Origin of the sequence: Methanoregula sp. (assembly GCF_023227875.1) — an archaeon.
GTDB lineage: Archaea > Halobacteriota > Methanomicrobia > Methanomicrobiales > Methanospirillaceae > Methanoregula.
Window position 1 is genome coordinate 106,509 of the sequence record NZ_JALOCH010000001.1, and the last position, 13,187, is coordinate 119,695.

Below are 13,187 nucleotides of genomic sequence, written 5' to 3' on the forward strand. Positions count from 1 at the left end.
TTGGCACATCACAATGGTCCACGAAAGAAGACACGATATAAGTTCAAGAAAGATTTGAGAAAGCGCGGCCTGCCGCCGGTAACCTCAGTCATCCAGAGATTTGAGATCGGGGACCGGGTCCACGTTGTTGTCAACCCGAGTATCCAGAAGGGGATGCCCCACCGTCGCTTCCACGGGAAGACCGGCACTGTCCTCGGCCAGCGTGGCCGTGCATGGATGCTCACTATCCGCGATGGTGACGCCGATAAGGTCGTCATCGCAAGACCACAACATCTAAAAGCACAAAAGTAAATTCACTGTCAGGTGATTGGCATCAAAGTAAAGGGTATAATTAGCGAAGAGAAGGTCACGCTCCCCGAGATGCGCAGCGTCCTCTTACGGGTAGAGTCCGAGAGGCTTGCTGCCGAGAAGGAGATGTCCTACGAGTTCAGGCGCAGTATCGAGCATGCCAATCAGCTTGCAAAAACTGACCCCGAAAAGTCCCGCGATCTTGTGACTGAGCTCACCAAAATGGAAAAGATGAAGCCTGAGATTGCGTACCGTATTGCCAATATCATGCCAAAGTCCCGGGACGAAGTCCGGGCGATCTTTGCAAAAGAGCGGTTTACGTTATCTCCTGAAGAGATTGATTCCATTATCGAGCTGGTAACAACACACTTCTGAGGTGTTGCACATGAAGGCGGAGAAAAAAGAGGTCAACGCGATCGTACTGGACGTGCTTATGAAAGGGCACTCGGACGATCCGCGCCCCACTTTTAAGAGAGAGCCGATCGTCCAGGCGATGGGCCTTGAGCAGTTCAAGCTCCTCGAGCTTGTGCCAAAACCAACGGCTGTGATTAACCTCTATGACAAGGTCTATATCGGCGATGCCGAACGCGACAAAGTGGAACGGGTCAAGCGCCGTATCGGTTATGAAGAACTGACCCCGACCGCAAAAGGGGAACTCCCGTTCATCATCGAGAAGGTTGTCAGGGAGCGTGAGGCGGATTTCGTCCAGTTCTTCAACAAGTCGATTTCGATCACGCCCAAGCTCCATATGCTCCACCTCCTCCCGGGCATCGGCAAGAAGCTGATGTGGGAGATATTAGAGTCCCGGAACAGGAAACCGTTCGAGAGTTTCGCTGACATCTCCGCACGGATCAAGGCGATCCCCCACCCGGAGAAGATGATCCAGGCGCGGATCCTTGAGGAGCTCGAGGATAAAGACACCAAGTACCACGTCTTTACCACGAAATGAAAGCGCACCACGACCAGCACTTCCTCATCGACCCCCATGCGGTGAACCGCATAGCAGACCTTGAGGATGTGCAGGGAAAGAAGGTGCTTGAGATCGGGCCGGGCAATGGTGTCCTCACCCGTGCCCTGCTCGACCGCGGCGCCATCGTGCACGCAATCGAACTCGACGGGCTGCTCTGCGAGCAGCTCGAAGTCACGTTTTCTGAAGAGATTGCCAGCGGCCGGCTCACGCTCCAGCACGGCGATGCGACCCGCTGCGAGATCCCGCCCTTTGAGATTACTGTCTCGAACCTTCCCTACTCCGCCTCATCGAAGATCACATTCCGGCTGCTGGATGAGGGATTCCGGGTTGCCGTGCTGATGTACCAGGCCGAGTTTGCCGAGCGGATGGTGGCAAAGGCCGGTACCAAGGACTGCGGGCGGCTCTCGATCATGGTGCAGACGTATGCGGCGGTACAGCAGTGCTTCCGGCTCCCGCCGCAGTGCTTCTCGCCCAAACCGCAGGTCCATTCCATGGTCGTGAAGATCTTCCCCCGGGACCCGATCTTTTACATCCAGGACCGTCGCCTGTATGCCGATGTGGTCCGGGCGCTCTTCTCGCACCGGCGCAAGACCGTGCGCAATTGCCTGCGGGGATCCGTGGGCAGCATGCTTGGCGAGGAGTGGGTGAAACGCGTGATCGCGACACTCCCGGAAGAGATCCTGCAGAGCCGTCCCGAGGCATTATACCTCGAGGATTTCGCTACGATTGCAAATATTGAGTGAACCGGTTACGGTGCTTCTTAATATTCCCGCATGATTTTTATTGCGCAGAACTTCCCGCACATTGTGCATTCGGTTTCCCCGTCCGTCAGTTCCCGTGCCCTGTCAGGGTCAATGGCACACCGGATCTGCCCGTTGCGGTCGAGTGCTGCCCGGAGTACCGCCACTTCCCTGTCCTGTGCATCCCGTCCGTACTTGACCGTATCCCCGATATGTGCTGCGATCCGGAATGCTATCAGTCCCTCTTTTACTGCATCCGGGCCCGGGAGACCCAGGTGTTCTGCCGGCGTGATGTAACAGAGATAATCTGCACCGGCAGCACTTGCCGTGCTCCCCCCGACTGCGCCGGCAATGTGATCGTATCCGGCAGCAATATCCGTAGGCAGCGGTCCGGCCACGAAGAGCGGGAACGGTGACTGCTTCTTGTAATAACGGATCGAGGGCGCGATCCGGTCGTTCCTGATGTGACCTCCCGCCCCCTCGATGATCACCTGGACCCCGGCTGCCAGCGCCCGACGGGCGAGCTGCACGTTCTGCCGAATCTCTTCCTTCTGCATTGCATCCATCCGGTCATGGATGCACCCGCTCCGGGCCGTGTTGCCAAGCGAGAGGACAATATCATGCTCCCGGCAGATTGAGAGTACCTCCTCAAACTGTTCCACAAACGGGTTTTCGCACCCGTGTATGAGCATGAACGCACTGGTGATTGAGCCTCCCTTGGAGACCATACCGAGTACCCGTTTCTTTTTCCGGAACCCGTCGAGCATTGCACGGTTCACGCAGTGGATGACAACAGAACTGATCCCCTCGTGTGCCTGCATCCGGAGGGTGGTGAGGATATCCTCCGGGTTCATCTCCTCAAGCCCGTTCTCTACGACAGTCTGGTATACCGGGACGGTCGTGATCGGGAGCGTCGTGTGTGCAAAAATTTCCTTACGGATCGCATTGATATCACCCCCCATCGAAAGGTCGCTGATCGTATCGGCTCCGAACTCCTCGGCAATCCGGGCTTTCCGTATCTCCTCCCTGACATCCGCTTTCCCGGTTGATGTGCCGAGATTGACATTGATCTTGGTACGGAGCCCCCTGCCAATGCCGGTTGCCCGTGTTCCCCGCTGCATGATCACCGCACTGCCTTCCGCGACCTGCTTGCTGAGACTGGCGGGATCGATACCCTCCTCTTTGGCAACTGCCTTCATCTGGCGTGTGATGATTCCTTCCTGTGCATAATCGGCCTGTGTCTTCATGGATGCAGCAACGCTCCCCGTGCCGGTAACCTTGGTGTTCCCGGCATATGGATACCTCCATTTTGAGTCCGGTTGGGATATCAGGGTCTGACAGCGAAGGGAAAAAAGGGTATCCGGATCACTAATAAACTACCGGTGGGTTTATAATCAACCATATCCTCAGGATTTACTCTACAGGGAAAACCGGGGCAGCATCGGCTGCCGATTACCCGGCATATCGCTGATGCCGGCACTCCCCACCAATCCCTTTTAGCCCCTTTCCGCCCAACCATACCCACAACGTTATGCACTACAACCCCAGCCAGGTATACCCGCCGGATGCCGATACGTTCCTCCTCCTTGATGCAGCCATGGCGGAAGTGAAGCCCGGTGACCGGGTGCTGGAAGTGGGCACAGGCTCCGGTTTTATTGCACGGGAGCTTGCGAAGGTGACCCGTGTTGTGTCAACGGATATCAACCCCCACGCAGCGATGTGTGCCCGCAGGGTAGGAGTGGATATAGTGCGCTGTAATCTCTTCAATGGGGTACGGGGGCCGTTCAATCTCATCCTCTTCAATCCCCCGTACCTCCCCACCGCGCCTCACGAGCGGATCGATGACTGGCTTGAGTATGCCCTGGATGGGGGAAAGACCGGGCGGGCAACCATCGAACAGTTTGCCATGGATGTCGCAAGGGTGCTCGCCCCGGGCGGGAGAATACTCCTGCTGGTGTCATCGCTGACGGGGCTTGACACCGTGAAAGACCTGTTTACCTCCGCAGGTTTTTTTGTGGAGGTTGTCCGGCAGGAAAAGGTGGAGGACGAGGTGTTGTATGTCCTCCGGATTCACCGGTAATCCCGTATTCAGACGATCAGCCGTCTCCGCATCAGGTTGATGGAGAGCAGGCAGAATATTGTGGCGACAATCGCAATCCAGGCAAAGTTCAGAACAATCGTCCACGACACCGCGTCCAGCGTGAGCATCCGCATGATCGCGACGAGGTGCGTGAGCGGGAGCAGGGCCTGCGCAATGTACTGGAGGAATGCCGGCATCAGGGTGAGCGGGAAGAACGTGCCCGAGAAGAGCGCCATGGGCGTGATGAAGAGGAACGCGGGGTAGTTCAGCGTGTCGATCCCGGGGCTGATTGACGTGAAGCACATCGCGATGCCGGCAAACATCAGGCCGCCGATGAACCCGAGCGGGATCGCCAGCAGGGCAAGGGGGAGGGAGACAACCCCGAACGCGGCAAGCACCGGCAGCATAATGACCACGTAGATAACGCTCCGGGTGGCCCCCCAGAGCAGCTCGCCCGCGATCACGTCTTCGATCGAGAGCGGCGTTGCGATCATCGCATCGAAACTCTTCTGGTAATACATCCTGACATATGACCCGTACGTGCACTCGAAGAACGCGGAGTTCATGACCGCGATCGCGAGGATTGCCGGGGCAATGAAGTTCACGTACGGGATACCGTCGATCTCCTTCACGTACGTCCCGATGCCAATCCCGATGGCAAAGAGATAGAGGAGGGCTTCGATAAGGGGGGGGAAGAAGTTCACCTGCCAGGTCCTGACAAAGACCACCATGTTTCGGTACCAGACCTTCCACGCCCGTCGGGTGATTCTTGGGATGGAGAATATGTGCGGCATAGTCACTCCCGGAGGGTCCTCCCGGTCAGTTTCAGGAACACGTCCTCAAGCGTTGCCGGGCGCGTGATCATTCTCTTCGGTTTGCACCGGTCAAGGACATTGCAGGCGATCTCGCGGGCTGAATCTGTGGTTGCAGTGATCTGGATCATATCGCCGGTCTGTTCGAACGTGACCTTCAGTTCCGTGAGGCATGCGATCACATCATCGCTCGTCTCCACCTCCACGATCTCGTGACCGGCGTGTTGCCGGACCAGTTCCGCCGGTGTACCTTCAACCAGGATCTTCCCGTTGTCCATGATCACGAGCCGGTCGCAGAGGCGTTCCGCTTCATCGAGATAATGCGTGCTCATGACAATGGTATTGCCCTGCGCCTGCAGGTTCCGGAGTTTCTCCCAGATCAGGTGACGGGCCTGCGGGTCAAGACCGATCGTTGGTTCGTCTAGGATGAGCAGGTCGGGGGTGTTGACAAGTGCCCGGGCAAGGATCAGGCGACGCTTCATCCCCCCGGACAACTTCTCCACGGCCACGTCCCGCTTCTCCCGGAGCTGGACGAACTCCAGCAGCTCATCGGCTCTCTTCTCTGCCAGGTCTTTGGGGATGTCAAAATACCGTGAATAATAGTAGAGGTTGCCAAAGCAGGTGAAGTCCGGGTCAAGGTTGGTCTCCTGCGGGACAACACCGAGGCGCTGCTTGATCTCTGCAGGGCTTCGGTCCGGGTCCATGCCAAGGACGCGGAGGGTGCCGGACGTGCGGGGGGAGACACAGGTGATCATCTTCATCGTTGTCGTCTTGCCGGCCCCATTGGGCCCGAGGAACCCGAAGATCTCACCCTTCCTGACCGTGAACTGTATGCCATCGACTGCAACAGTACTGCCATAGTCCTTTTTCAAGTCCTGTGCTTCGATGATGTCAGGCATGGTCTCACCTTTCCGATCAGAACTTCTGTGGATATACTAGAAAATCCTCACGTTTGGAGCAGCAGGGTGCAGGCAAAAAAGATTATCCGAGCGGTTCCGGCTTGACAAGGATGATACCGGCGATGAGGACCGCGAGGAGCAGGACCGTGCCGAACAGCACTATGGGATCGACCGTGCTGACGTTATAGACCAGCACGTGCCGGACCATCCCGGTGAACCCTGCGATGAGCAGCGCCCGGACCTCCACATGCTTTGTCTTGAAATACACCGTCACGGTCTCGAATAACACGATGATCGTGATCGTCAGGAGGAGGGCATTGATGACATCGATGATTTTTGTGGTAAAGTCCAGGGATATGATCATCTGGCTGATGATCTGGACGGCATCCCAGAGCGAAAAGACGGCAATGACCGTGAGCAGGATTGCCACGAGTGTGTAGAGAATCAGGGGCACCAGGGAAAAGAAGGCGATGAGGAAATCCATAATTGATTTGTTTTTCTCCATAGCAGACCTCGTCTTTTGTTAAACGTAGTGTGGTGTCGCAGGAATAAAAATGAAACGGGTGGCAGGCCGGTGGGTGGGAGTCCTGAACAGGGCAATCAGTTCCCCATCCGCAGGAGCGCTGCACCGGCAGCTTCCCGCACATCGGAAAAGGGATCGTTCATAAGTTGTTTCAAGGGTTCAACCGCCCGCCGGTCGCCCAATCTCCCGAGGACTGTAGCTGCACCGATCCGTACCTCGATTTCCCGGTCCGCGAGAAGTCTGATGACCGCCGTCGCAGATTGTGGATCCCGGATCCTCCCGAGCGCCGCAAGGGCGGCCACCCGGACTGTCGGTTCTGCATCGTCAAGGGCCAGGGTAAGGGAAGGAACCGCTGAAGAATCACCCAGCCGGCCGAGTGCCTGTACAACCTCGCACCGGACGGACGGGTGGGGATCCGTGGCTGCGGCTGAAAGCGCCGGGATCGCGTCAGGGGAACCGGACTTTCCGAGTGCGGCAGCTGCGGCACGCCGTTTCGCAATGCTTCCTGCCTGAAGATCCGTGAAAAAAGGAGTGAGATCTGTCATATGCCGGTGCAGCACTCCCGTTAATGTTCGCACGCGTTCCCGGACTCGTATGCCGAGATGACTTTCGTGGCCACCTCCGGGGAAATATGGTCATGGATGTGGTGAACGAGTGCCTCAACATCCTCAACCGGCAGGCACCCGAGGCTCTCTTCGCCCTTCTGGATCATGTCGGTCAGGTAGGTGAGTTCCTCCGTGCTGAGCTGGCTGATGCGCCGGATAAAGTCCTCGGAATCTTCGGAGAAATGGTTGGAGACCGGGGGCAGGATCGAATGGAACATATGGTCGGATCCCGAGCAGGTCAGGTCGCCGCATTCCGGAGCAAGTTTCTTGAGAATTGCAATATCTTTGTCGTCGAGTTCGCGTGGCATGGTAGATATCCTGATCATTATTTTCCGGGCTTTGGAATAAACGTGCGGGAAGGGCACCGTTCGCTCTCCCGGTCGGGCGTTGTCTCACCATTGATCCGGCACTCTCCCCGGTCCTCTGAACGGGGTGTATAACTGATGCAGTCGGCACAGGTTGGCATATGCTCCCGTATGTCAGTTCTGCCCGATTATTCTTGCTGGTGAAAAAAAGAGACGATCAGAAATATTTGCCCAGCCAGGTTTTGATGCCGGCGAAAAAGCCGCCGGAACTTTTTGAGCCGGTTGATTTCTTGTTGCGGGGTTCCATTGTCTGCATCGATTTGGCGATGGTCCGCTTTACCGGCGGGGCACGGGGTTCCGGAATATCCCGGAGCATGCCTTCCGGCTCTTCACCGGTTGGTTCGAATCCCCACGAGAACCCGACTTTGTACGCCTTTTCATTCTGCCGGATCCAGTTGGCTGCGGCCATGTAACCGCGGTCTTCCGCCTTCTTGACCGTATCACTGTGATCGAGCGTGAAATGGATCTCACGTCGGAGGGCTTCGAGTTCCTCATAGACCTTACCGGGGACCTGAATTTTCTCCCTGCTCATAACTTCTCGTATAGGATTATGCCGGGATACGCTCTTTAATGCTTCGGTTACATTCCGCCGGAAAAACGTGAGAATTTGCCTGCGGGTTTATCGTACAGCCAGAACCCGTATCGCACAATATCTTGATAAGCATTCCTGCTAATTGTTCCCTGTACGCGGAAGGTGCGGTTTTATGGTAAAGGTAGTCTACGAAGGGGACGACTTCAAGAGGATGCTCAGGGCGGACAAGATCGCCCTCGAACGCCTCGTTGCCCAGGGAAAGATTGGTATCCACGAAGTCAGTTACAAGGATAAGAAGATCAAGGTCGAGATCAAGAAGAAGGGAATGGATATCGTTGTCAAACGGTTCCGGGCAATGTAAATAAGAAATCCCCCTTTTTCTTTTAATTCGAACGCCGTTTGTCCGGTACGGTCATAAGAAACCGGTTCCTCCTGCCATACCGTTTAACCGGACACAACCCTCTTGTCCTATAATTGGCAATATTCATCCATGGGAATTACCGGCAACGGGAATAAAGAGGCAGGGTTAGGTCTCCTTATCTTCTCCATATCGCTCGCCATGTTCATGTCCGGCCTGGACGGGACCATTGTCAATATCGCACTTCCGACCATCTCCGAGGCGTTCAATGTCTCCACCAGCGCCGTGAGCTGGGTTGCAACGGCATACCTGCTTGTCATGGCAGGCTGCGTGCTCATCTTCGGTAAGATCTCCGACATGATCGGGTTCAAGAAAGTCTTCCTGGCAGGTTTTCTTATTTTCACGCTCGGATCGCTTGCCTGCGGTGTCCTGCCGGACCTCTTCGACTCACTCACCTGGCTCATCGGTTCCCGGATCTTCCAGGCAGTGGGCGGCGCCATGATGGCAGCGATTGCCCCGGCCATGATCACCTCATATGTTCCTCTTGAGCAGAGGGGAAAGGCGCTGGGGATTGTCATGACCCTCGCCGCTCTCGGCACCGCGATTGGCCCCACGATAGGCGGTATACTGACCCAGTACCTCTCGTGGCACTGGATCTTCTTCATCAATGTCCCCATTGGCGTTGCGGCTCTCATGCTGGGCGCAAAGGTGATCCCAAAAGATGCCCGGCAGACCGAACAGAAAGGGTTTGATTCCACCGGTGCTGCCCTGGTCTTTGTCGGTCTGGCCTCGCTCCTTTACGTGGTGTCGGAAGGTCAGACGCTTGGCTGGACATCGCCGGGAATTCTTGCGCTCGCGGCAGTTGCGGTGATCTCGCTTGCCTGGTTTGTTGTCCATGAGCTCCGGCTGCCCGATCCGCTGCTCGATCTGAGGTTGCTCTGGAGACGGAGCATCATCGTCCCGGTCGTGATCCTCTGCCTTGTCTTCTTCAGCTTCTCCGGGATCAATTACCTGATCCCGTTCTACCTGCAGTACGTCAGCGGCTACGATACGTCAACGTCCGGCCTGATCATGACATCGCTCTCGGCTGCCATGATGATTTCCGGTCTCCTTGCCGGCATGCTCTTCAACCGTGTCGGCCCGAAACGGCTCTGCATCGGGGCCGGCATTGTGCTGGTGATTGGATACTTCCTGATGACAAAACTGCATGCTGATACGCTCGCGGGATATGTTGTCCTTGCGCTCGGCCTGATCGGGTTCGGGCTCGGGATGATGATTGCCCCGGCTTCGAACATGGTGATGAATGCGGTGGCAAAGTCAAAACAGGGAATGGTCTCCAGCGTCACCACGCTTGCACGCTTTGTCCCCATGACGCTCGGGATTGCGGCCTTCAACCTGATCTTCGTCCAGGGAATCATCTCGATTGCTGCGGGCCACGATGTCACGAAGACTTCACCCGCGAATATCCAGATGCAGGTACTCGCTGCCGGGTTCGATCTCGCATTCTTTGTCTCGCTTCTGTTCGGCATCGCGATTATCGTGCTGTCGCTTGTTATAATCGTGGAGATCCACCCGGACAACCTCAACAAGACGGCTGACGATGAACCCCCGATGGGACTGCTCTGACCGGCTTACGATGGAGACTGGCGGGACACCTCTCCCCTTGGGAGAATAGTACTAATCGGAGCCCTTACAGGGCTCCGTTTGCCAATACGGGGATCCGGTTTTCCGGCTGGAGTGGAAGTGTTGTCCACGCGGTTGGAAAAGTCTCATATAATTTGATATCTCCCGAAACAGGGGTCAATTCTACCTTTTTAAACCTGCAAAATAGCAGCGTTCTGTTGGCCCCCTTTTTCCGATCGTAGAACAGGCCCGGCAAATGAAGGAAACCCCGTTTTTCCGGATCCGAAACCTCTATCAGGAAATCGAAGGTTGGCTAACGCCACCCTTCTCCTCGTCGGGGTTCGAAGAAACCTTACGGTTTCTTCTCATCCTCCAGGTCTGATGACCTGTCGGATTTGAACATCTGATCCGGATCAATCAGACTTTGATGAAAAAATTTTGAGCTGACATTCGTTTAAAAAAGAGTTATGACGGGACAACCACCCTGATATCCACGAGCTGGTCGCCGTCATATACCGGGACCAGCTCGCCATCTTCGAGCATTTTTTTAATCACCTGATACATCGCCTGCCGTAACTCTCTCTCGTCCCTCGCCACGATCACACACCTCTGATTGATACATTACCATTACAAGGGGGCATCATATACTTTGTGAAAAAAAATTTTTCGAAAAGAGCATGCTGATTTTCAAATCAATTGCCAGCGCGACAGAACCGGAAAATATGTCTGCCGTTCTCTGAACAATGTTAAAAATAAAAAATCAGAAGAAGTGCTGCTATGGGGATTCGAACCCCAGTCGCGAGCGTGAGAGGCTCGCATGATTGGCCGGACTACACTATAGCAGCGCGAGTTGCTCAATAAAATGGGCGATGACGCTACTTATATTTTATTACGGGTGCATTTTCTGCCCGCGTCATGTCAGCGCCACAAACAACTATATCTCGGACAGGCGGCGAATAATATAGGAATGAGTAGTCTTGAAGAACAGATCAAGGAGCTCGAAGACGAGCTCACCAAAACTCCCTATAACAAGGCTACTTCTAAGCATATCGGCAGGGTCAAGGCTAAGATAGCGCGGCTTCGCGATGAGGCCGTCAGCCGTGCAATGAAAGCCGGGGGTGGCAGCGAAGGCTACCAGGTCAAGAAGTCCGGCGACGCAACTGCCGTCCTTGTCGGCTTCCCGTCAACGGGTAAGAGCACGCTCCTCAACAAGCTGACCGGCACCGCGAGCGCCGTTGCCGCGTACGCGTTCACCACCCTTACGGTAGTCCCCGGTGCACTGGAGCACAAGGGAGCGAAGATCCAGCTCCTCGATATCCCGGGACTTATTGCCGGTGCAGCAATGGGCAAGGGCCGGGGCAAGGAAGTCATCGCGGTCGTCCGCGGTGCCGACATTGTCATCATCCTCGTGGACGTCTTCAACGAGCGGCATTTCGATGTCCTCATCAAGGAACTCTACGACGCCGGTATCAGGATCAATGTCCGGAAACCGGATATCACCATCAAGAAATCCTCGCATGGCGGTATCCGTCTCAATGCGGTCGGTACGCTGGACCTGGAGATCGAGGAAGTGCGTTCGATCCTCGCCGAATCGAAGATGATGAACGCCGATATCCTGATACGCGGGAATGCGACACAGGACGATTTCATCGATGCCGTGCAGGGCAACCGGGTGTACATCCCGGCGTTTATCGCGGTCAACAAGGTAGACCTCGTTGATAAGGAACGGTATCGCGAGATCGAGCGCGACATAGCCAGGCGGTTCGGCAGCCCGCCGATCATGATATCGGCCGCTGCCGGCTATCACACCGAGGAACTCAAGGATGCGATTTACGACTGCCTCGGGTTCATGCGGGTCTACATGAAACCCGTTGGCGAAGAGGCCGATCTCGAAGAACCACTGATCATCCGGAACCAGAGCACGGTCGAAGATGTCTGTAACAAGCTCCATCGCGAGTTCGTACAGAAGTTCCGCTATGCCCGGATCTGGGGTAAGTCCGTCAAACACCCTGGCCAGCGGACCGGGCTGACCCATAAACTTATTGACGGTGACATACTCTCGATTGTTGTCGAGCGCTAGCACGATCCCTTTTTTTCGTCCTGCGGGCGGCTCCCGATTGCATCATAGACCACGGAGAGTGGTGCTTCCGTCTTGATCCCGTACCCTGAAAAGTGCGTACGGCTTGCCGGGTACCCTGCGGCGGTGATGCGGCTGAGTACGGTGGTGATTTCAGGAGGGGAACATACCAGCCGTTTGGCAATCACGTGGTAATCGTAAAAGCCCGGGAAGGGAAGTTCTTCCATGCAGCAGTCCAGCAGTTTCACGAGTTCTTTTTTTGACCCGGCCGATACCGAATCAGCCCGGGCCCGCATATCCGCAAGGATCGCCCGGTTGTGGAGGTCACCGATCCAGAGGGGGCCGATGGGCTGGAGGGGCTCGCCGCAGTGGGGGCAGGTCCGGGACGACGAGAGAATGGTGGCTTCCGTTTCCCGGTAGGGACATTTCCTGCACTGGTGGATATACCCGGTCTGCTTCAGGCTTGCATCGGCAGCCTGCGGGCCCCGGAGCAGCCGGAGGTGGAGGCGGGCGAAGTGCTCCCGGGCATAACAGAAGATCGGCTCGACCCCCCGGTCGTACCGGGCAGTCTGCCGGACAACAAATCCCAGCAGGATGCGGAGGCCCACCTCGCTGTGGTACTCCGTGTTCATCGGGACCGCGGAGTACCGGCGGATCCCGGCCTTCAGGTGCGCACCGCAGAGCGGGGCGGTGTCCGTTGCGGTCACGAAGAGGAAGCGCCGGGTCCCCTTCACTCCCGCATCGACGAACGGGGCCGGTGTCCCGAACGGGTCGAGGTCAACGGCATCGAAGGACTGCTCTGAAAGGAGAGCGTTGACATCGCGGTGGACCACGGTGACCGGCAGGCCGGACCGTTCCACGTTTTTGGTGATCAGCTCGATTGCCATCGGGTCACGGTCGCTGATCGTCACGGGAATACCGCACTCGTTTGCCACCCGGAGGCCGCGGATACCGGTGGCACCCATCGCGTCGAGATAGTCCGAAGGTCCGAGGAGCGGGAGGAGGAGGACGGTTGCATCGCGGTTGAGTTCCATGCGTCGGTTGAAGAAGATGGGGGCGGAACCCGGGGGGAACTGCGTCGTGTCGTCCTGGACCGGCACGAGGAACGTGGTCCTGCCTTCCGTTGCCTCTGTCAGATCCATGGTGCCAGAGATGTTGCAGCGCGCAAAACTTATACATATTCCCCTGCAATGGATATGAGCAGGGCGAGTGGCTTAGCCCGGACATAGCGTCAGCCTCCTAAGCTGAATGCCGGGGGTTCAAATCCCCCCTCGCCCGTCATTATTTTTCGTGCATTTTATCTGCCGGACAACCA

Annotated in this window: 18 protein-coding genes and 2 tRNA genes; 9 read left to right on the top strand and 11 right to left on the bottom strand. The window is 56.4% G+C overall.

Annotation, left to right across the window (positions count from 1 at the left end):
* Genes M0R30_RS00620 through rsmA form a run of 4 tightly spaced genes read left to right on the top strand, consistent with a single transcriptional unit; the run spans position 1 to position 2,001 of the window.
* Positions 1-291 carry a 50S ribosomal protein L21e gene (locus tag M0R30_RS00620; protein ID WP_292542137.1) on the top strand — a complete coding sequence of 97 codons (291 nt, stop codon included), beginning with the start codon at positions 1-3 and terminating at the stop codon, positions 289-291.
* Positions 292-312: 21 nt separating this feature from the next.
* On the top strand, positions 313-663 hold the full coding sequence (locus tag M0R30_RS00625) for an RNA polymerase Rpb4 family protein (protein WP_292542768.1): 351 nt from the start codon (positions 313-315) through the stop codon (positions 661-663).
* 10 nt (positions 664-673) lie between these two features.
* Positions 674-1,237: a DUF655 domain-containing protein gene (locus M0R30_RS00630; RefSeq protein WP_292542139.1), complete on the top strand. Its 564-nt coding sequence runs from the start codon at positions 674-676 to the stop codon at positions 1,235-1,237.
* Positions 1,234-2,001: a 16S rRNA (adenine(1518)-N(6)/adenine(1519)-N(6))-dimethyltransferase RsmA gene (gene rsmA / locus M0R30_RS00635; RefSeq protein ID WP_292542140.1), complete on the top strand. Its 768-nt coding sequence runs from the start codon at positions 1,234-1,236 to the stop codon at positions 1,999-2,001. Before M0R30_RS00630 ends, rsmA begins: the two co-directional genes overlap by 4 nt.
* A 17-nt stretch (positions 2,002-2,018) precedes the next feature.
* Here rsmA and thiC read toward each other — a convergent pair whose 3' ends face one another.
* A complete protein-coding gene (gene thiC / locus M0R30_RS00640) occupies positions 2,019-3,245 on the bottom strand; it encodes a phosphomethylpyrimidine synthase ThiC (protein WP_292542141.1) in 1,227 nt (408 codons plus the stop codon).
* Between the two features lie 284 nt (positions 3,246-3,529).
* On the opposite strand from thiC, the gene M0R30_RS00645 reads away from it, so the two are divergent.
* Entirely contained in the window at positions 3,530-4,078 is a 549-nt protein-coding gene (locus tag M0R30_RS00645; RefSeq protein ID WP_292542142.1) for a HemK2/MTQ2 family protein methyltransferase, read from the top strand.
* 8 nt (positions 4,079-4,086) lie between these two features.
* Here M0R30_RS00645 and M0R30_RS00650 read toward each other — a convergent pair whose 3' ends face one another.
* The 7 genes from M0R30_RS00650 to M0R30_RS00680 all read right to left on the bottom strand — a co-directional run bounded on the left by M0R30_RS00650 (position 4,087) and on the right by M0R30_RS00680 (position 7,814).
* Entirely contained in the window at positions 4,087-4,872 is a 786-nt protein-coding gene (locus M0R30_RS00650) for an ABC transporter permease (RefSeq protein WP_292542143.1), read from the bottom strand.
* A 2-nt stretch (positions 4,873-4,874) separates the two neighbouring features.
* Positions 4,875-5,789, bottom strand: coding sequence for an ABC transporter ATP-binding protein (locus M0R30_RS00655; protein ID WP_292542144.1), 915 nt, complete (start codon positions 5,787-5,789; stop codon positions 4,875-4,877).
* Between the two features lie 82 nt (positions 5,790-5,871).
* Positions 5,872-6,294 (bottom strand): phosphate-starvation-inducible PsiE family protein, encoded by a 423-nt coding sequence (locus M0R30_RS00660; protein WP_292542145.1) that lies wholly within the window; start codon positions 6,292-6,294, stop codon positions 5,872-5,874.
* A gap of 95 nt (positions 6,295-6,389) precedes the next feature.
* Positions 6,390-6,857: a HEAT repeat domain-containing protein gene (locus M0R30_RS00665; protein ID WP_292542146.1), complete on the bottom strand. Its 468-nt coding sequence runs from the start codon at positions 6,855-6,857 to the stop codon at positions 6,390-6,392.
* A gap of 20 nt (positions 6,858-6,877) precedes the next feature.
* Positions 6,878-7,225, bottom strand: coding sequence for a hypothetical protein (locus M0R30_RS00670; RefSeq protein WP_292542147.1), 348 nt, complete (start codon positions 7,223-7,225; stop codon positions 6,878-6,880).
* 17 nt (positions 7,226-7,242) lie between these two features.
* On the bottom strand, positions 7,243-7,383 hold the full coding sequence (locus M0R30_RS00675) for a hypothetical protein (RefSeq protein WP_292542148.1): 141 nt from the start codon (positions 7,381-7,383) through the stop codon (positions 7,243-7,245).
* Positions 7,384-7,439: 56 nt separating this feature from the next.
* Positions 7,440-7,814 carry a hypothetical protein gene (locus M0R30_RS00680; protein WP_292542150.1) on the bottom strand — a complete coding sequence of 125 codons (375 nt, stop codon included), beginning with the start codon at positions 7,812-7,814 and terminating at the stop codon, positions 7,440-7,442.
* A 172-nt stretch (positions 7,815-7,986) separates the two neighbouring features.
* On the opposite strand from M0R30_RS00680, the gene M0R30_RS00685 reads away from it, so the two are divergent.
* Together M0R30_RS00685 and M0R30_RS00690 are read left to right on the top strand one after the other, a co-directional pair.
* Entirely contained in the window at positions 7,987-8,175 is a 189-nt protein-coding gene (locus tag M0R30_RS00685; RefSeq protein WP_292542151.1) for a hypothetical protein, read from the top strand.
* 129 nt (positions 8,176-8,304) lie between these two features.
* Complete coding sequence (locus M0R30_RS00690; protein ID WP_292542153.1) at positions 8,305-9,798, top strand: MFS transporter; 1,494 nt, start codon at positions 8,305-8,307, stop codon at positions 9,796-9,798.
* Between the two features lie 462 nt (positions 9,799-10,260).
* Here M0R30_RS00690 and M0R30_RS00695 read toward each other — a convergent pair whose 3' ends face one another.
* Both M0R30_RS00695 and M0R30_RS00700 read right to left on the bottom strand, forming a co-directional pair.
* Complete coding sequence (locus M0R30_RS00695) at positions 10,261-10,392, bottom strand: hypothetical protein (protein WP_292542154.1); 132 nt, start codon at positions 10,390-10,392, stop codon at positions 10,261-10,263.
* A 173-nt stretch (positions 10,393-10,565) separates the two neighbouring features.
* Positions 10,566-10,640, bottom strand: a tRNA-Glu gene (locus M0R30_RS00700).
* 122 nt (positions 10,641-10,762) lie between these two features.
* Between M0R30_RS00700 and M0R30_RS00705 the strand changes: the two genes are divergently transcribed.
* On the top strand, positions 10,763-11,875 hold the full coding sequence (locus M0R30_RS00705; protein ID WP_292542156.1) for a GTP-binding protein: 1,113 nt from the start codon (positions 10,763-10,765) through the stop codon (positions 11,873-11,875).
* Here the strand turns inward: M0R30_RS00705 and M0R30_RS00710 are convergent.
* Positions 11,872-13,014 carry a tRNA (guanine(10)-N(2))-dimethyltransferase gene (locus M0R30_RS00710; protein WP_292542158.1) on the bottom strand — a complete coding sequence of 381 codons (1,143 nt, stop codon included), beginning with the start codon at positions 13,012-13,014 and terminating at the stop codon, positions 11,872-11,874. The two genes, M0R30_RS00705 and M0R30_RS00710, sit on opposite strands and share 4 nt — an antisense overlap.
* 61 nt (positions 13,015-13,075) lie before the next feature.
* Between M0R30_RS00710 and M0R30_RS00715 the strand changes: the two genes are divergently transcribed.
* A tRNA-Arg gene (locus tag M0R30_RS00715) sits at positions 13,076-13,150 on the top strand.
* Positions 13,151-13,187 lie beyond the last annotated feature (37 nt).